Annotated in this window: 18 protein-coding genes; 8 read left to right on the forward strand and 10 right to left on the reverse strand. The window is 65.0% G+C overall.

What is annotated here, in order from left to right; all coding sequences use genetic code 11:
- Window position 1 precedes the first annotated feature (1 nt).
- Window positions 2-1,480: a glycerol-3-phosphate dehydrogenase gene (locus AC1RQP_RS09005; protein WP_492936660.1), complete on the reverse strand. Its 1,479-nt coding sequence runs from the start codon at window positions 1,478-1,480 to the stop codon at window positions 2-4.
- 34 nt (window positions 1,481-1,514) lie between these two features.
- Window positions 1,515-4,199, reverse strand: a complete 2,685-nt coding sequence (locus tag AC1RQP_RS09010; RefSeq protein WP_492936661.1) for an EAL domain-containing protein — start codon at window positions 4,197-4,199, stop codon at window positions 1,515-1,517.
- A 202-nt stretch (window positions 4,200-4,401) separates the two neighbouring features.
- Between AC1RQP_RS09010 and AC1RQP_RS09015 the strand changes: the two genes are divergently transcribed.
- Complete coding sequence (locus AC1RQP_RS09015; protein ID WP_239627061.1) at window positions 4,402-5,505, forward strand: NAD(P)/FAD-dependent oxidoreductase; 1,104 nt, start codon at window positions 4,402-4,404, stop codon at window positions 5,503-5,505.
- A 161-nt stretch (window positions 5,506-5,666) separates the two neighbouring features.
- Here the strand turns inward: AC1RQP_RS09015 and AC1RQP_RS09020 are convergent, their stop codons facing one another.
- Window positions 5,667-5,846, reverse strand: a complete 180-nt coding sequence (locus tag AC1RQP_RS09020) for a YdcH family protein (protein ID WP_061880823.1) — start codon at window positions 5,844-5,846, stop codon at window positions 5,667-5,669.
- A 328-nt stretch (window positions 5,847-6,174) separates the two neighbouring features.
- Here AC1RQP_RS09020 and AC1RQP_RS09025 point away from each other — a divergent pair, with 328 nt between their 5' ends.
- The 3 genes from AC1RQP_RS09025 (at window position 6,175) to AC1RQP_RS09035 (ending at window position 7,001) form a co-directional block, all read left to right on the forward strand.
- Window positions 6,175-6,381, forward strand: coding sequence for a YdcH family protein (locus AC1RQP_RS09025; RefSeq protein ID WP_008546179.1), 207 nt, complete (start codon window positions 6,175-6,177; stop codon window positions 6,379-6,381).
- A gap of 126 nt (window positions 6,382-6,507) precedes the next feature.
- A complete protein-coding gene (locus AC1RQP_RS09030; protein ID WP_492936662.1) occupies window positions 6,508-6,726 on the forward strand; it encodes a hypothetical protein in 219 nt (72 codons plus the stop codon).
- A gap of 23 nt (window positions 6,727-6,749) precedes the next feature.
- On the forward strand, window positions 6,750-7,001 hold the full coding sequence (locus tag AC1RQP_RS09035) for a hypothetical protein (RefSeq protein WP_492936663.1): 252 nt from the start codon (window positions 6,750-6,752) through the stop codon (window positions 6,999-7,001).
- 2 nt (window positions 7,002-7,003) lie between these two features.
- On the opposite strand, the gene AC1RQP_RS09040 is transcribed toward AC1RQP_RS09035, so the two are convergent.
- Window positions 7,004-7,723 (reverse strand): GGDEF domain-containing protein, encoded by a 720-nt coding sequence (locus AC1RQP_RS09040; RefSeq protein WP_492936664.1) that lies wholly within the window; start codon window positions 7,721-7,723, stop codon window positions 7,004-7,006.
- 142 nt (window positions 7,724-7,865) lie between these two features.
- Between AC1RQP_RS09040 and purE the strand changes: the two genes are divergently transcribed.
- Complete coding sequence (purE, locus tag AC1RQP_RS09045) at window positions 7,866-8,354, forward strand: 5-(carboxyamino)imidazole ribonucleotide mutase (protein WP_492936665.1); 489 nt, start codon at window positions 7,866-7,868, stop codon at window positions 8,352-8,354.
- Window positions 8,351-9,457, forward strand: a complete 1,107-nt coding sequence (locus tag AC1RQP_RS09050) for a 5-(carboxyamino)imidazole ribonucleotide synthase (protein ID WP_492936666.1) — start codon at window positions 8,351-8,353, stop codon at window positions 9,455-9,457. Before purE ends, AC1RQP_RS09050 begins: the two co-directional genes overlap by 4 nt.
- Window positions 9,458-9,595: 138 nt before the next feature.
- Here the strand turns inward: AC1RQP_RS09050 and aqpZ are convergent, their stop codons facing one another.
- Window positions 9,596-10,318 (reverse strand): aquaporin Z, encoded by a 723-nt coding sequence (gene aqpZ, locus AC1RQP_RS09055; protein WP_492936667.1) that lies wholly within the window; start codon window positions 10,316-10,318, stop codon window positions 9,596-9,598.
- A gap of 260 nt (window positions 10,319-10,578) precedes the next feature.
- On the opposite strand from aqpZ, the gene rpsU reads away from it, so the two are divergent.
- Together rpsU and AC1RQP_RS09065 are read left to right on the forward strand one after the other, a co-directional pair.
- On the forward strand, window positions 10,579-10,875 hold the full coding sequence (gene rpsU, locus AC1RQP_RS09060; RefSeq protein WP_008546194.1) for a 30S ribosomal protein S21: 297 nt from the start codon (window positions 10,579-10,581) through the stop codon (window positions 10,873-10,875).
- A gap of 251 nt (window positions 10,876-11,126) precedes the next feature.
- On the forward strand, window positions 11,127-11,777 hold the full coding sequence (locus AC1RQP_RS09065) for a tetratricopeptide repeat protein (RefSeq protein WP_492936668.1): 651 nt from the start codon (window positions 11,127-11,129) through the stop codon (window positions 11,775-11,777).
- A 25-nt stretch (window positions 11,778-11,802) separates the two neighbouring features.
- Here the strand turns inward: AC1RQP_RS09065 and AC1RQP_RS09070 are convergent, their stop codons facing one another.
- The 5 genes from AC1RQP_RS09070 to AC1RQP_RS09090 form a co-directional block, all read right to left on the reverse strand.
- Window positions 11,803-12,774: a hypothetical protein gene (locus AC1RQP_RS09070; protein WP_492936669.1), complete on the reverse strand. Its 972-nt coding sequence runs from the start codon at window positions 12,772-12,774 to the stop codon at window positions 11,803-11,805.
- A gap of 94 nt (window positions 12,775-12,868) precedes the next feature.
- Window positions 12,869-13,153 carry a cupin domain-containing protein gene (locus tag AC1RQP_RS09075; RefSeq protein ID WP_014492439.1) on the reverse strand — a complete coding sequence of 95 codons (285 nt, stop codon included), beginning with the start codon at window positions 13,151-13,153 and terminating at the stop codon, window positions 12,869-12,871.
- 20 nt (window positions 13,154-13,173) lie between these two features.
- Window positions 13,174-14,271 carry a calcium:cation antiporter gene (locus tag AC1RQP_RS09080; RefSeq protein ID WP_239627075.1) on the reverse strand — a complete coding sequence of 366 codons (1,098 nt, stop codon included), beginning with the start codon at window positions 14,269-14,271 and terminating at the stop codon, window positions 13,174-13,176.
- A gap of 49 nt (window positions 14,272-14,320) precedes the next feature.
- On the reverse strand, window positions 14,321-15,796 hold the full coding sequence (locus AC1RQP_RS09085) for a sodium:proton antiporter (protein WP_492936670.1): 1,476 nt from the start codon (window positions 15,794-15,796) through the stop codon (window positions 14,321-14,323).
- Window positions 15,750-16,547, reverse strand: a complete 798-nt coding sequence (locus AC1RQP_RS09090) for an alpha/beta hydrolase (RefSeq protein ID WP_492937124.1) — start codon at window positions 16,545-16,547, stop codon at window positions 15,750-15,752. The genes AC1RQP_RS09085 and AC1RQP_RS09090 overlap by 47 nt, the downstream gene beginning before the upstream one ends.
- Between the last annotated feature and the right edge of the window lie 56 nt (window positions 16,548-16,603).

Raw genomic sequence — 16,603 nt, forward strand, 5'->3', positions numbered from 1 at the left:
CTCAACCAGTTCGGGACGAATCGTTCACATCCGCCATGAACGCCGCCAGCGCGTCACGGTCCGCCGCGGGCATGGTCAGGCCGAGCTTGGAGCGACGCCACAGGACGTCCTCGGGGAAGCGCGCCCATTCGCGGCTCATCAGGTATCGCACCTCGGCGCCCGTCAGCTCGAGGCCGAAGGCAGGGCCGAGATCGTCGCGGGTCTTGGCGTCCCCGAGCACCGCCGGCAATCGCGAGCCATAGGCCGCAACCAGGCGCCGGGCCTGCGGCTCCGAGAGGAACCGCCAGCGCTCGCGTGCGAGGTCGACCGCGGTGTCGAAGCGATCCCAGGCAAAATCGCCGCCGGGCAGCGCCGCGCCGGCGGTCCAGGGCGGCGACATCGGATGGAACGGCGTCAGCTTCGTCACCGCACGCTCCGCGCGCAGGCGCGACGTGGTGACGTCGCCGCCGAACATCGTGAGCAGCGGCGCCTTGCGCCGGCGCGCGTGGAACAGGGTCGTGCCGTCACCTCGCCGCGCCGACGCCGGCCTCAAATTGACGCCCGAAACCGTCCGGACCACGTCGGCCGGAGCGATGCGCTCGCGGAAGTAGCGGCTGGCCGCTTCGCAGAGATAGCTGACGTCGGTGCCGGTCATCGCGACGATGGCGGGATCGCCGGTGAAATCATGCGTGACGGTGCCGATCAGCGTGAACTCCCGCTCGAACGGGCTTGCGAAGATCAACCGCCCGTCATTGTTCTGGAAGACGTAGACGTTGTCCGAATCGAACAGCCGCGGCACGATGATCTGGCTCATCTGCACGGCTGTCGCGGCGGGCTGTGGCTGGCGCAGGACCGTCTCTGCGACCAACGAGGTCCAGCCGCCGGTAGTGTTGGCCAGCGCCAGGCTCGTGATGCTGCGGCGATGGCCGCGATCGACCACAGCGAGGCGCCAAATTTCGGTTCTGTCGGCACGCACGCAGCGTGCCCCGGTTCGGATCGCCGCGCCGCGTTCGGCCGCATCCAGCGCCGTGAGCACCACGAGGCGGGAATCGTCGACGACGCAGTCCGAATATTCGAACGCCGTGCCGAATGGGCGCCTTAGCGCGTTGCCGACCGGATGGTGGGTGATGTCGAGGGTCGTCGATCGGGGCAGGCCGCTCCCGCTGGCGAGGCTGTCATAGAGGAACAGACCGGCGCGCAGCAGCCATGGTGGACGCTCGTCCGAATGCACGGGAATCACGAAACGCATCGGCCGGACCAGATGCGGCGCGATCCGGAGCCAGGTCCGGCGCTCGGCGAGCGCCCGGCGCACCCGCCAAAAGCCGCGCCGCTCCAGCACCGACAGGTCGCCATGGATCAGCCGCGGCGTCGCCGACGACGCAGCGCCCGCGAGATCGCCCTGCTCGAAGAGGATAACCCGCAGGCCGCGGCCCGCCGCATCGCGGGCGAGACTGACACCGTTCAGGCCGCCGCCGATGATCGCGAGGTCGTAATCCGCCATGAAGCCGTCGAATGGAAGCGAAGCACTCCCATAACTAACCGGTCTTCAGCGCAAGCTCCATGGCTTCGGCGCGACCGACGAGGCCGGCATATTTCCCGATCGGCAGCGGCTTGCCGAGCAGATAGCCCTGCACGCCGTCGCAGCCTTCCCTGGCGAGGAAGGCGAGCTGGTCCACCGTCTCGACGCCTTCGGCGATGATCGACATTTCGAGGCCGTGGCCGAGATCGATCACCGCGCGCACGATCGCCGCCGATTGCGGATTGCGGCCGAGATTGACGATGAAGGCGCGGTCGATCTTGATCTTGTCGAACGGGAACGCCTGGAGGTAGCTCAGCGAGGAGTAACCGCTGCCGAAATCGTCCATGGAGATGCGCACGCCGAGCGCCTTCAGGCGGCGCAGCAGCGCAAGGCCGCGATCGAAATCTTCGATCAGCACGCCCTCGGTGATCTCGAGCTCGAGCCGGCCCGGTGCAAGGCCCGTCTCGATCAGGATCGAATGGACCAGTCCGACCACGTCACCGTGCATGAACTGCGCCGGCGACAGATTGACCGCGACCTGGAGCGGCTTCGGCCAGGACGCCGCCTCGCGGCAGGCCTCGCGCAGGATCCACTCGCCCATCTCGACGATCAGGCCGCTCTCCTCGGCGATTGGAATGAATTCGGCAGGCGAAACCTGGCCACGCACCGGATGCTGCCAGCGCGCCAGCGCCTCGAAGCCGATGATCTCGCTCTCGGCGACGCTGTGGCCCGCGGCCCCCTGCGGCTGGAAGGCGAGCGAGAGCTCGCCGTTCTTGACCGCCATCGAGAGGTCCTGATGCAGCACGCGGCGATCACGGATCTGCTGGTCCATCTCCGGCTGGTAGAGGCTGATCGTGCCGCGCGACTTCTGCTTGGCGCGGAACAGCGCCGCGCCCGCATTGGCGAGCAGCGAGGCGCCGTCGGTGCCATTGTGCGGGAAGACCGACATGCCGGTGGTGATGCCGGCACGGACCGGCCGGCCGTCGATCTGGAATTCCCGGGCGACGGCTTCGCCGATCTGCCGCGCCAGCGCGAGGCCCGCCTCGGGCTGCTTGCCATCGATGATCAGGCCGAACTCGTCGCCGGACAGACGCGCCACCACGCCGCCGCGCGCGGAGTCCTGGAGCCGATGGGCTACCTCGATCAGGAGCTTGTCGCCGAGCGCATGGCCGAAGACGTCGTTGACCTCCTTGAGCCCGTCGAGGTCGACGCAGAGCACGGCGAACTCCTCGCCGGTGCCTTCGCAGGCCTCGATCATCTGGGTCAGCGCCTGGAGGAAGGCGGCGCGGTTCGGCAGATCGGTGAGGCCGTCGTGATAGGCCATGTGCGCCATGCGCGACTCGGTCTGGCGGCGGTCGGTGACGTCCTCGTGGGTCTTGATCAGATATTGCGGTTCGCCGGCATCATTGAGCACGGTAGCGCGGCGGGTGAGAAACAACCGCAGGCCGTCCTTGGTGGAGATCGGATGCTCCTCGGTGATCATCCCGCGCTTCTTGATCGCGGCCTCATCGCGCGCGATGATAAGCTTGGCTTCCTTGGCATTGAAGATGTCGGACGCGGTCAGGCCGGTGGTTTCCTCGCGCCTGCGGTTGAGGATCGTCTCCGCGCTGCGGTTGGCGAGCAGATAGCGGCCGTCCTTGACCTGTTCCACGATCAGCGCGACCGGGATGTTGTCGACCACGAGCTCGAGGAACTTCTTGGTGCTTTCCAGCTCCTGCGACAGCGAGCGGCGGTCGGTGATGTCCTCGAACACGATGAGCAGAAATTCGGGCTTGTTGCTCTCGTTGCGGACCACGATCCGGATCGAGGCGACCATGCGCTGCGCACCGGCACGGTCGACTTCGAACTCATTGCGGTATTGGCCATCCGGCGAATTGAGCGCCGCCTGGTCGGCCGCCTCGATGCTGGACGCCGAACTCGGCGCAAACAGCTCCCGCGCGCTCCTGCCGACGGCGAAGTCCCGCGACAATCCCCAGAACCGCTCATAGGCGCTGTTGGCGAAGATGTAGCAACCGTCCTCGATGCTCTTGGCTGCCACGCAGGCCGGCACATGGTCCAGCACCGATTCCAGGAATTGCTTGGTGGAGGCGAGCTGCCGCGACAGCCTGCGCTGCTCGCTGACGTCGAGATGCGTGGCCACCGAGCCGCCATTCGGCAGCACGAAGTACTTCACCAGGATGGCCCGCCCGTCGGGCAGTTCCGTGATCAGACCATTGGCGCTTGCCGCCTTGTTGTAAAATTCATCGTCGGAGGCGCCCAGCACTCCGCGCTTGCGCCGAAGCGCGAGGAGCTCGCGGCCGTCCATGCCAGCCCGGACGTCCGACCGCGTCAGGCCATAGATCTCGAGATAGCGGTCATTGCAGAAGATGACGCGGCGCTGCGCATCCGTCATCACCACGCCCTGATTGAGATTGTTCATGGCGGAGGAGATGAAGGCGTTGCGCCGCAACTGCAGACGTCTGGTCCGGCGCAGCGAGGAATGGATCCACAGCGCGATCGCGGCGAGGAACGAGCACACGACGATGCCCGCAATCAGGGCTTCCCAGATCACGCTGGGATCGAGCTTGGTGAGATCGCCCGGAGCGGCGAAGCTGTCCGACAGCGCAAAGGCACGCGCAGGCGTGACCGCACCGGCCAAGCATGCGACGGCCTGCACAGCAATCGGAAGCGCGCTGCCCGCGTGCCAGTTCTTCTCAGCCATCAGCCACCCGCGATTTCAACGTCGGATTGTCTGGCCTCGCGGGTTTGGATCGGGTAAACGCCTGTAGGCGCAACAGAAAAATGTGACGCGAAATGCGGCAATTGCCCTGACATGATAAATGCTTGCTTAATGGAAAACGGGCCCGCGCCCTCGTTCTCGGCTCCAATGCCACCGGCACTTCCAGCGGACATTCTGCACAACCATGGATAGGGTCGATTGCATCGTCATCGGAGCCGGCGTCGTCGGGCTCGCGGTGGCCCGGAAGCTCGCCCAGGCCGGGCGCGAGGTCATCGTGCTCGAGGCAGCCGAGGCCATTGGCACCGTCACCTCCTCGCGCAACAGTGAGGTGATCCATGCCGGCATCTACTATCGCGCCGGGAGCTGGATGGCGCGCATGTGCGTCAGCGGCAAGCACGCGCTCTACCGCTATTGCGCCGAGCGCGGCATCCCTCACAAGAATTGCGGCAAGCTGATCGTTGCGACCAGCGCGAAGGAAACCGAGAAGCTGCAATCGATCAAGGCGCATGCCGAGGCCAATGGCGTGCTCGACATGCAGCTGCTCACGGGTGAGGCCGCGCGGGCGCTGGAGCCGGCGCTCGCCTGCGATGCTGCGCTGCTGTCACCGTCAACGGGCATCATCGACAGCCACGCCTACATGCTCTCGCTGCGCGGCGAGGCCGAGGACGCCGGCGCGGCCTTCGCATTCCACACCCCGCTGATCCGCGCCAAGGCGACTGCCGGCGTCATCGACGTCGAGGCCGGCGGCGAGGCGCCGATGACGCTGCAATGCAGCCTCCTCGTCAACGCCGCGGGGCTGTCGGCGACGAATGTCGCGCGCAACATCGACGGCATGCCGCTGGACCGGATTCCTCCGGCCTATCTCGCCAAGGGAAATTACTTCAGCTGCAACGCCAAGGCGCCGTTCTCGCGCCTGATCTATCCGGTGCCCGAGCCCGGCGGGCTAGGGGTCCATCTGACGCTGGACATGGCAGGGCAGGCACGTTTCGGGCCCGACGTCGAATGGATCGAGACGATCAACTACGAGGTCGATCCGTCACGCGCAGAGCGCTTCTATCCGGCGATCCGCAAATACTGGCCGACGCTGCCCGATGGCGCGCTGATGCCGAGCTATTCGGGCATCCGGCCGAAGATCGTGCCGCCGGCCGTGGCCACGCAGGACTTCTTGATGCAGGGCCCGCATGATCACGGCGTCGCAGGCCTGATCAACCTGTTCGGCATCGAATCCCCGGGACTGACGTCGTCGCTCGCGATCGCCGATCACGTCGCCGAGCTTGCAGACATCTAGCGCGTTTTCGCGTGAGGTGGATGACGGTTGGCGTCGAGAAACGGTCCCAACAAAGTTGGCGCCAGGCAAACGTCTTGCGCCACCTTGCAGCAGGGATGAGCACGAATGCCCTCATCCCTGCGTGAAAGGATGTGATCAACTCTACGATGTTACGGGGGTCGCTAGTGGAGCGTATCGCCGTGCTTCAGACGCTCGATCTGGTCCTTGACCATCAACTTCCGGCGCTTCAACTCAACAATTTGCAGGTCGTCTGTTGAAAGGTGCACGAGAGCTTCGTGCAATTCGTTTTCGAGAAGTTTGTGCTTCCGTTCCAATTCAACAAGATGTGCCTGAATTGTCATTCGAAACCTCCTCGGTAGGGTTGAACCTCAGGATTCGATCCGGACAAGCAAGTCTACATCAGCGATCCGTTCTGTCGATGGGTATCCGTCGCCGCAGTGTCATTTTTGAAAGTTCATATGTAACGAAGCGTGACTAGGGAACCGCGCGGGAAAAATCCGTGATATCAATGCGCCTGCGCGACGCCGCACCAACCTGCAGAAATATCTTGCGGGAGATCGGCGAGCGAGGATCGCAGATCGCTTGCGATCACGCCGCGCAAGGACGATAATTTCCACAGGGCATCCACAGCCTTAATCTCACGCTTATCGGTTTTCGGCCACCGCAGACATGACCAATGAAGACGAGCGTGAGCTCGAAGCCGAGCTCACCCGGTTGCAGCAGGAACACCGAGATCTGGACGCCGCGATCGATGCACTGCATCAATCGCCCGCCCCCGACCTATTGCGGTTACAGCGGTTGAAGAAGCGCAAGCTGTTGTTGCGTGACCGCATCGCGTTCATCGAAGACCAGATTACCCCCGACATCATCGCCTGATCCGTGAGCGGCCTGCACCGCGGGTCGCCCGCATGAATCCGCTTGACTCGATGAGAACAAAATAGGAACATTTTGGAGCGCCCCAACCTCCGAAATGCCCAAGCCCACGACACGAGGACAACGCAGATGTCGGCAACGCCCCTTCTCGACAACAGCCATTATGAACAGGCCTGCGATCAGGCGATCGCGATGTGCGACGGCAATCTGCGCAGCACGATCAAAGCGCTGATCATGGCCAATGAATATCTGGAAACCGAGCTGGAGGAATTGCAGGCGGCGATTTCCGCCGGCTGCATTCCGGATACCGCGCGCAGCAAGATGCGGAGCAAGAGCAGCGCCGCCTGATTTTCAACAACCGGAGCAACGCCATGTCGGATGTGACCTACTACGTTGCAATGCCCTTCTTGATCGATGCAGACGGCTCGCCGGTCGCGGGCACTGCCGAGGAATGCCAGACCTCGACTGCGGCGCTGCGGCGCGCCGAGATATTGGCTCACGGTGCCGGCCACGTCGGCGCGGTCGCATTCAGCCGCAGCGGCGATCCCATGACCGGCGAATTCGGCGACGCCAAGCTGCTGCGCAAATTCGGCAACGTGCCGGAAGATCTGGGCACACTGTAAGTTCAGCTGCTGACCAGCCTGATCTGCGGCTCGTGCCGCCGACACGCCTTGCGCACGTACATGGCGGCGTCCGCCTCCTCCAGGGCGCGGCCGGCGTCGGACTGCGCCCCCAGCAGCGCGACGCCGGCGGAAGCGCCCGCGGTCACCTGCTGGCCGCGAAAGACGAAGGACAATTCGTCGATCGCCTGCTCGAAGGCTGCGGCCTTCGCCTTGGCGTCGGTCTCGCTGAGATTCCAGAGCAGGAGGGCGAACTCGTCGCCCCCGAGCCGGCCGACCACGTCGGAGGCACGGACCTGTCGCGTCAGCGTGACGACGATCGCCTTGAGCACCTCGTCGCCGGCGGCATGCCCGAACGAATCGTTGATCGGCTTGAGCCGATCGACGTCGAGCACGATCAGTGCCCCGCTGGCGCGGTAGCGCTTCATATAGGCGATGGCGCGCGCAAGCTCGCGCTCGAAGCCGCGGCGGTTGGGAATCTCGAGCAGGAAATCGGTGTCGGCCACAGCTTCCAGTTCCGCGACCCGGAGCTGCGCCTCCTTGAGCTTGGCTCGCAGGCCCCGGATTGTCGCCCTGGCGTTTTCCTTGGCCCCATCATCGCCAGAGGCGGCGCGCCTGGGCGGCTTCGCCGAACGCTTGGTCAGCCGTTTGGGGGCGGATCGGCCGGCGCTGGTTTTCCGGCCGTTTTTGGCCTTCGCAGCGCTCGCCCTTCTTGGTTTCTTCATGGGCATCCTGCTCAATGAAGGCTTGCGGGGATTCACCAAGACAGGATAGTGGATTCCCTTCTCCTTGCCACCGCCTTGCGAGCCGCCGGCCGGAACCGTAAATCTGGCCTATCTTTCTGTTTTTCCGGGCACAATTGACGTCATGACCGCGCCGATCGCCATCATCATGGGAAGCCAGTCGGACTGGGACACGATGCGGCATGCTGCCGACACGCTTGAAGCGCTCGGCATTGCCGCCGACAGCCGCGTCGTCTCGGCACATCGCACGCCCGACCGGCTGTTTGCTTTCGCCAAGGGCGCCAAGGCTGCGGGTTACCAGGTCATTATCGCGGGTGCCGGTGGGGCTGCACATCTGCCCGGCATGGCGGCGGCGCTGACGGAACTCCCGGTATTCGGCGTTCCCGTCGAATCCAAGACGCTCAAGGGCGTCGACTCGCTCTATTCGATCGTCCAGATGCCGGCGGGTGTCCCGGTCGGCACCCTCGCCATCGGCAAGGCCGGTGCGATCAACGCCGCGCTGCTGGCGGCCGCCGTGCTGGCATTGTCCGACCCGGCCCTGTCCGATCGCCTCGCCGCCTGGCGCAAGGCGCAAACTGAGGCGGTCGCCGAGCGCCCGGAGGACAAGGCGTGACCGACCCCAGGCATGTGAAGCTGAAGCCCGGTGACACCATCGGAATCCTCGGCGGCGGACAATTGGGCCGGATGCTGGCCATGGCTGCGGCCCGGCTCGGCCTGCGCTGCCAGGTGTTCTCGCCCGATCCGGATTCGCCGGCCTTCGACGTCGTGCTGAACGCGACCTGCGCCGAATATGCCGATGTCGAAGCGCTCGAGCTGTTCGCGAACGACGTCGACGTCATCACCTATGAATTCGAGAACGTGCCCGCAGCAGCCGCGATGGTGCTGGATGCGCGCCGACCCGTGCTGCCGAACCGCAAGATCCTCGAGACCACCCAGGACCGCCTTGCCGAGAAGGATTTCGTCACGCGGCTCGGCATCGGCACTGCAGCCTATGCCGACGTCACCTCCGTCCCCGCCCTGCGCGAGGCGATCGCCAGGATCGGCCTTCCGGCCGTGCTGAAAACCCGCCGCTTCGGTTATGACGGCAAGGGCCAGGTCATCATCCGCGACGGCGACGACATCGCGAAGGTGTGGACCAGCCTCGGCACCAAATCGGCGATCCTGGAGGCCTTCGTGCCGTTCGAGCGCGAGATCTCCGTGATCGCCGCGCGCTCGGCCGCAGGCGAGGTCGAGTGTTTCGACGTCACCGAGAACGAGCACCGCGACCACATCCTGAAGATATCGCGCGCGCCCGCGCCGATTCCGGATGCGCTCGCCGAGGAAGCGCGCAGCATCGCCGGCAAGATCGCGGGCGCGCTCGACTATGTCGGCGTGCTCGCCGTCGAGATGTTCGTGCTCGCCAACGGCACCGGGCCGAAGGTGCTGGTCAACGAGATCGCTCCGCGCGTGCACAATTCCGGGCACTGGACGCTCGATGGCGCCTCGGTCTCGCAGTTCGAGCAGCACATCCGCGCCATCGCCGGCTGGCCGCTCGGCAAGCCCGTGCGCCACGGCGAAGTCGTCACCATGACCAACCTGATCGGCGACGAGATCAACGATTACGAAAGGTGGATGAGCGTGCCGGGCGCGACCGTGCACATCTACGGCAAAGGCGCGCCGCGACCCGGCCGCAAGATGGGTCATGTCACCGAAGTCCGGCCGCCCAAGGACGAATGAGGGGACCGCGGCTGCTAAAGCGCGATGCGATTGGGATGAATCGTCATCGCGCTTTGGGTTGTTGTTGAAGCATGATCTTTTCGGAATGCCGCTACGCACTTTTCCGGATCATGCTTTGGCCGCGATCCCGTTTTGCGATTACGCCGTCTTCACGCCCGCAACGACGCCGGCGGGCTCCTCGCTGAGCCAGCGATAGATCACCCCGCCCAGCGCGCCGCCGATCAGCGGTGCTACCCAGAACAGCCAGAGTTGCGACAGCGCCCAGCCGCCGACGAACAGCGCCGGGCCCGTGCTGCGCGCCGGGTTCACCGAGGTGTTGGTGACGGGAATGCTGACGAGATGGATCATCACCAGCGCGAGCCCGATCGCGAGCGGTGCGAAGCCCGCCGGCGCGCGGCCATGGGTGGCACCCATGATGATGAACAGGAACATCATGGTCATCACCACCTCGGTGAGGAAGCACACCATCATGCTGTACTGGCCAGGCGAATGCGCATCATAGCCGTTGGAGGCAAAGCCCTTGCTGACGTCGAATCCGGGCGCCCCGCTCGCGATGACATAGAGGAGCAACGCGGCAACGACCGCGCCCGCCACCTGGGCGATCACGTAGGGCAGGATCTGGCCGGCCGGAAAGCGGCCGCCGGCGGCAAGGCCGACCGTGACGGCCGGATTGAGATGGCAGCCGGAGATATGCCCGATCGCATAGGCCATGGTGACGACGCTCAAGCCGAATGCGAGAGAGACACCGACCAGGCCGATGCCGACCTGCGGGAAACCGGCCGCGATCACCGCGCTGCCGCAACCGGCGAATGTGAGCCAAAAAGTGCCGATGGCTTCGGCGGCGTATTTCTTCATGTCCATGTGGACTCTCCCCTGATTTCAGCTCCGGATCAACTTCCGGAAACGGCCCGCCTTCCGGCGCCAAATCACCCAAATTGCGACCGTTCGGAGGTATTTTCGCCGCATTTAATGGCCGAACTTGGCCCGAAAACCCGCTTGGCCGGTGGACATCCAAGGTTTTGTCTGATACATCCGCGCGCTCAAGGCCAAGGGCGCCCGGCTTTTTGCCATCCCCTTTGACTTACCAGAATTCAAATCCGATCCACTGAAGAGGATGCCGCGTGCAGGTTCTCGTTCGCGATAACAACGTCGATCAAGCTCTCAAGGCGCTGAAGAAGAAGATGCAGCGCGAGGGCATTTTCCGCGAGATGAAGCTCCGCGGTCACTACGAGAAGCCCTCCGAAAAGAAGGCCCGCGAAAAGGCCGAAGCCGTGCGCCGTGCGCGCAAGCTGGCCCGCAAGAAGCTGCAGCGCGAAGGCCTGCTGCCGATGAAGCCGAAGCCGGTGTTCGGCGCCGGCCCGGGCGGTGATCGCGGCGGTCGTGGCGGCCCAGGTGCAGGTCCGCGCGGACCGCGCTGATTCGCCGAACCTTTAAGACCTCGGTTTTCGATGACGCGGGCCCTTGGCCCGCGTTGTTGTTTGTGAGCGGTGCCTTCGCGGGACGGGGCACGACCGATGCGGCGCTAAAGCGCGATAAGATTGGATGAATGGTCATCGCGCTTTAGGTAGTTGTTTGAGCACGATCTCCGCGCAAACGCGTTCCGCGTTTGTCGCGAGAGGAAACCGCGGCACACTTTGCCGGATCATGCTTTAGCGCGAGCGAACCGTAGATGGCTTCCCCTTTCCCTCAGCGCAGCTTGGCGTGGCGACGCCGGATCTGGCAGCAGCCGCTCGCGTTGGGTTTGATGGGGATCGCGCTATGCGGCTGCTCCTTCGATCTGGGATCGCTGATCCCGGAGAAGGACAAGCCCCAGGAGACGGCCAAGGCGGAGGCGCCTGCCGAGAGCGCGGTCAGCGCCGGCAACGTCACCGAAGCTCAGGCCCACACCGCAAAGGCCCAGTCCCTGGCGAAGTCAGGGGAGACCGCGGCAGCGCTCGACGAGTTCAATCGCGCCGTCGGGCTCGATCCCTACAATGCGCAGGCACTCTATGGCCGCGCCCTGATCTACCAGGGCAATAATCAGCACAACTTCGCGATCGCCGATTTCAGCGCCGCGAGCGGGCTCAACCCGCAGAAGGTCGAGCCTCTGCTCGGCCGCGCCACCAGCTATCTCGCGATCGGCAAGCTCAAGGAGGCCGCAGCCGATCTCGATGAAGCCTCCGAGGCGGATCCGCACAATGCCCAGGTCTGGACCACGCGCGGGCAGGCCTATGAGCGGTTGGGGGACAGGGCCAAGGCGGCGGCGTCCTACACCAAGGCCGTCGCGCTTCGTCCACGCGATGACGCCGCCCGCAGCGGCCTCGCCCGCGTCGGCGGCTGACGGTCTGGCGCCGCGCGGGCCCGTCTTAATCGGGCGTGGCGCTCTTCGGCAGAACGGAGTTGAACATCGACTTCATGCCCGACAGCATCTCGTCGGCGACATTGGTCTTCCTCGGCCGCGGCATGGAGGCACCAACATCGGCACGCAGGTCGAGCGGCGGCGCTATGACCGGCACGGGAATGTCGGCCGGCGGCCTCACCCGATTCGGATCGTCACTGCCCACCGAGGCCGTGTAGGGCGGATTGGAGCCGCCATTCCCATAGGCCTCAGATGAGGGCGTCGAGACCGTGATCGGCGGCGGCAGCGGACGGACCGTGGACGGCTCCATGCCGATGACCCGCGGCGCCTCCGGCGTACGGGCGGCTTCCCGCACCGCAGGTTCCGCCGGCCTCTCGGTTGGCTTGGCCTCGGACGACCTGACCTCGGCAGGCTTGGTTTCGGAAGATCTGGCCTCAGCGGACCTGCCCTCGGGCGACTTGCGCAGGCGCTCGATCGCGGCACGTACGAGATCGTTGGCATCGGGAGTTGCGGCCGGAGCGGCAGCAACTGGCGCCGAATTGGCCTCGACCACCGGCGCAACGGGGGCAGGCGCGGTCACGGCCGGCGTAGACTTGGCGACCGCCTTTTCACGGGCGGACGGCTTGGCGCGCGGGCTCTCGGCCGGCGCCACATCCGGAGCCTTCTCGGCGGCCTTCTCAGACCCCTTCTCGGCCCCCTTGGGCTCGGCGACCGGCTGATGATCGGCCGCCTTGTCGGCTGCCGGCTTGTCGGTCACGCTCTTCTCGGAGATGCCCTTGGCCTTGACGCCGGGCGCAGGGAGGTTGGCGACATCAGCAGGCTTGCCGTTCTGGCCGGCGTCGGCGGGCGCAACAACGGCCGCGGGGGCATCAGCCGCCGGCTTGGCGTTGATGTAATGATTAACGATGTACGCCCCGATGATCGTCGCGAGCACCGAGGGGAAAATATCCATCGAGATTTTAGCGAGGTATTTCAGCATTTCTCGGCCACTCCCCGCGCGATCTGATGCGGGAACTTTAGGGCATTGTGAGGGATCAACTGCGACGGATCAATGGCAAAGGGTAACGCCGGACTTACGGCTTCAGCTCGATTTCAAGGAACACGATCTCAGTTGAGGTTTCGTTAAGCACGTCGTGTTGAACGCCGGCCTTGCGGAAGTAGGATTTTCCGGCGGCGAGCTGCGCCTTGGACCGTTCGCCACCGGGCGCCACGATGGTCATCTCGCCGGCAACGACCGGAACAATCACGTAGTCCATCCCATGGGTGTGATGCCCGGTGGCGCTACCCGGGGCGAGCCGCCATTCGGTCACCCGGACCTGCTCGTTGTCGACCTGGACCTCGGACTTGGCGGCAAGCATCGAAACTCTCCTTTAGCGCTTCAGGGCACGAAAACCATAAATACGTAGACGGCAAATACCACCATATGGACCAGTCCGAACAGGACATTGGTCCTGCCCGTGCCGAAGGTCAGCATGCTCAGGAAGAAGGTCAGCAGCAAAAGGACGCTGCCCTGGGCGTTGAGGCCGAGTTCGAGTTCCTTGTCGAGCGCATAGGTGGCGACACCGACGGCAGGGATCGTCAGACCGATGGTCGCCAGCGACGAGCCGAGCGCGAGATTGATGCTCTTCTGGAGGTCGTTCCTGCGGGCCGCCGCGATCGCCGCCACGCCCTCGGGCATCAGGATCAGCAGCGCGACCAGAAGGCCGGCGAAGGCCGATGGCGCGCCGATCCTGGCGCCGACGGCATCGACCACCAGCGAGAATTTCTTGGCCAGCAGCACGACCGCTAGAAGCGAGACCAGGAGCAGCGCCAAGGTGAGCGCAAGCGCCCCGGCGGACAGGTGCGCCTCCCCGGCCCCGCCCTCGGCCCGTTCATGAACGAAGTAGTCCTTGTGCAGAACGGTCTGGGTGTAGAGAAACACCGCATAAAGCGCGAGCGTGACCACGTCGACGAAGCCGAGCTGAACCGTCGAATAGACCGGCCCCGGCGTGGTGGTGGTGTAGTTCGGCAGGATCAGCGTGATGGTCGCGAGCGCGAACAGCACGCTGAGATAGACGTTGGCCCCTGAGAGCTGGAAGCCCTGCTCGCGATAGCGCAGGCCGCCGATGAAGATGCAAAGGCCGACGAGACCATTGCAGACGATCATGACCACGGCGAACACGGTGTCGCGGGCCAGGGCCGGGGCAGGTTTGTCGCCCAGCATGATCGTGGTGATCAGCGCGACCTCGATGATGGTCACCGAAAGCGTCAGCACCAGCGTGCCATAGGGTTCGCCGACCCGCTCCGCGATCACCTCGGCATGATGAACCGCGGCGAACACGGTGCCGAACAGGATGAACAGAAGGACGATGGCGAAGACGAGTCCGCCAAACGACAGCGTGAAAACATAATCCGTCGCGCTGACGGCTGCGAACAACAGCACGGCCAGCACCGGAAAGACCCACGCCGAGCGGGGCATCGGATTGTGCGCGCTCATCCACCACTTCCATTTGCTTGAATGAGCAGTAGCAAATCGGCCGGCAGATTCAATGCCAGTGCAGGATCGGGGCGACCGGCAGGAACGTCAGCAGCAGGAACAGGGGGATCAGCACGGCACCCGCGCGCAGGAGATAGCCGAAGAAGCTCGGCATCTCGATGCCGCTCTCGGCGGCGATGCTGCTGACCATGAAGTTCGGCGCGTTGCCGATATAGGTGAGCGCTCCCATGTAGACGGCCCCCATCGAGATCGAGGCAAGCGTACCCGAGAGCTCGTGCATCAGCACTTGCGGGTCGCCGCCGGCGAGCTCGAAGAACAGCAAATAGGTCGGAGCATTGTCGAGGAACGCGGACATCAGGCCGGTGAACCAGAAATAGGCGACCTCGCGCGGCGCGCCGTCCGGCCCCGTCACGGCGGAGAGCAGCCATGCGAACGCACCGTGATGGCCGGCATTGAGCATGGCAATGACCGGGATGATGGCGACGAAGATGCCGGCGAACAGCTTTGCGACCTCGCGGATGGGCTCCCAGGTGAAGCCGTTGGCTTGCCTGTGCTCGTCGGGCGTCAGCCACACCGACAGCGCCGCAATGGCCAGCAACGCCAGATTGCGGACGACGTCCTCGAGGTCCAGCTTGGTGCCGAGAATGTCGAAGGCGACGCCGGGCTTCCACATCGCCGAGGCCAGCAGGCTCGCGACGATGGCCGCGATCAGCACCAGATTGACGAGGCCGCGGATGCGGACCGGCTGCGCCGGGCCGGTGTCACCGAGCGGCTCGCTCCGGAAATGCCAGACGTCGACGGCGACGAAAATCGCGAGCAGCAGTCCGGCCACGATCGCGGTCTGCAACCAGAGGGCCCGCGTGGTCCAGAAGAAGTCGACGCCGTGCAGGAAGCCGACGAAGAGCGGGGGATCGCCGAGCGGGCTCAGCGCGCCGCCGACATTGGCCACCAGGATGATGAAGAAGATGACGACATGGGTGTTGTGGCGCCGCGGCCGGTTGGCACGAATCAAGGGGCGGATCAGGATCATCGCGGCACCCGTGGTGCCGACGACGCTCGCCCCCAACGTGCCAAGCGCGAGGATGCCGGCATTGGTCGCCGGCGTCGCCTTGATGTCCCCGGTGATGAGGACGCCGCCCGCCACGACATAGAGCGAGAACAACAGCACGATGAAGCCGAGATATTCGACGAGCACGGCGTGAACGAGCGCCGCCAGCGTCGCCATGCCGCCGGCAAAGATGACGAGCGAGGCGAGCGCCAGCAGCGACCAGGCCGCGGCGATCTTGCCGTAATGGTGGTGCCAGAATTTTGTAAACAGCAGCGGCCCCAGAGCGATCGACAGCAACAGGCCGGCAAAGGGCAGCGCGTAGGGCCAGCGCATCGCCGCGCCGTCGAGCCCGGTCGCGGCCCACGCCTGATGCGGCAAAAATGTCAGGATGGCGGCGAGGGCCTGGCTCCAGAGCCGCGTGACGAGCCGTTTAGGATCCAATGAATTGCCTTGCCTTTTCGATCGCACCGAAGGCATCGAGATCGTCGTGTCCGCCCCCCGCAAAGCGAACGAACTGCTTCGGTTCACGCGCGAGCGCAAACAGACGCTCTCCGAACATGATCGAAATGACAAGGTCATTGGTGCCATGCATCACCAACAGCGGCACCGTGACGCGCGCGATCCGTTCGTCGGAACGAAACTGGTCGCGCATCAGGAGGCGCACCGGCACGAACCGGAATGCCAGTGCGGCGATGTCGACCGTCGAGGTATAAGGCGCCTCCAGGATCAGCCTGCCGATCGGGTATTCGGATGCGAGCGCAACTGCCACGCCCGTCCCGAGCGAAAAGCCCCAGACGACGATTCGTTCCGCTCCATAGCGCGCAGTGGTGAACGCGTAGGCGGCTGCGGCGTCGCGCAGCAGGCCGCGTTCGCTCGGTGTCCCGCTCGAGCCGGCATAGCCGCGATACGACAGGGCAACGAGGCCGGTGCCGTCGGCGGTCATCGCCTTGAAACGGCTGACGCGGCCGGCGAGAAAATCGCCATTGCCGGGGAAGTACAGGATCACGGAACGACCTGGCCTGGCCGGCACGTGCCAGATGACGATTCTCTCGCCGTCCGACGTGGTCAGCACGTGCTCTTCCGCCTCGGGAAGGCCCGCGGCATCGGGTGCGGTGCGGCCGACGGGCGGGATCGGAAACAGCATCTCGCGCTGCCGGACATACAGCACGAGGAGCCCGGCGCAATAGACGGTCACCAGCGCAATGGCGATCCACTTGACGATGGTCATCATTGCGCGGCTCGCCTCTCGATGAGACTTACGGCTTGCGACGACTCCGCAGCAAT

Source organism: Bradyrhizobium sp. GW821-FHT13H06, from assembly GCF_058803975.1.

Excerpts from the sequence above, each read along its gene's own strand:
- AC1RQP_RS09005 (WP_492936660.1), bottom strand. The coding sequence starts at position 1,480 with ATGGCGGATTACGACCTCGCGATCATCGGCGGCGGCCTGAACGGTGTC.
- AC1RQP_RS09010 (WP_492936661.1), bottom strand. The coding sequence starts at position 4,199 with ATGGCTGAGAAGAACTGGCACGCGGGCAGCGCGCTTCCGATTGCTGTG.
- AC1RQP_RS09015 (WP_239627061.1), top strand. The coding sequence starts at position 4,402 with ATGGATAGGGTCGATTGCATCGTCATCGGAGCCGGCGTCGTCGGGCTC.
- AC1RQP_RS09020 (WP_061880823.1), bottom strand. The coding sequence starts at position 5,846 with ATGACAATTCAGGCACATCTTGTTGAATTGGAACGGAAGCACAAACTT.
- AC1RQP_RS09025 (WP_008546179.1), top strand. The coding sequence starts at position 6,175 with ATGACCAATGAAGACGAGCGTGAGCTCGAAGCCGAGCTCACCCGGTTG.
- AC1RQP_RS09030 (WP_492936662.1), top strand. The coding sequence starts at position 6,508 with ATGTCGGCAACGCCCCTTCTCGACAACAGCCATTATGAACAGGCCTGC.
- AC1RQP_RS09035 (WP_492936663.1), top strand. The coding sequence starts at position 6,750 with ATGTCGGATGTGACCTACTACGTTGCAATGCCCTTCTTGATCGATGCA.
- AC1RQP_RS09040 (WP_492936664.1), bottom strand. The coding sequence starts at position 7,723 with ATGAAGAAACCAAGAAGGGCGAGCGCTGCGAAGGCCAAAAACGGCCGG.
- purE (WP_492936665.1), top strand. The coding sequence starts at position 7,866 with ATGACCGCGCCGATCGCCATCATCATGGGAAGCCAGTCGGACTGGGAC.
- aqpZ (WP_492936667.1), bottom strand. The coding sequence starts at position 10,318 with ATGGACATGAAGAAATACGCCGCCGAAGCCATCGGCACTTTTTGGCTC.
- AC1RQP_RS09065 (WP_492936668.1), top strand. The coding sequence starts at position 11,127 with ATGGCTTCCCCTTTCCCTCAGCGCAGCTTGGCGTGGCGACGCCGGATC.
- AC1RQP_RS09070 (WP_492936669.1), bottom strand. The coding sequence starts at position 12,774 with ATGCTGAAATACCTCGCTAAAATCTCGATGGATATTTTCCCCTCGGTG.
- AC1RQP_RS09075 (WP_014492439.1), bottom strand. The coding sequence starts at position 13,153 with ATGCTTGCCGCCAAGTCCGAGGTCCAGGTCGACAACGAGCAGGTCCGG.
- AC1RQP_RS09080 (WP_239627075.1), bottom strand. The coding sequence starts at position 14,271 with ATGAGCGCGCACAATCCGATGCCCCGCTCGGCGTGGGTCTTTCCGGTG.
- AC1RQP_RS09085 (WP_492936670.1), bottom strand. The coding sequence starts at position 15,796 with ATGCCTTCGGTGCGATCGAAAAGGCAAGGCAATTCATTGGATCCTAAA.
- AC1RQP_RS09090 (WP_492937124.1), bottom strand. The coding sequence starts at position 16,547 with ATGACCATCGTCAAGTGGATCGCCATTGCGCTGGTGACCGTCTATTGC.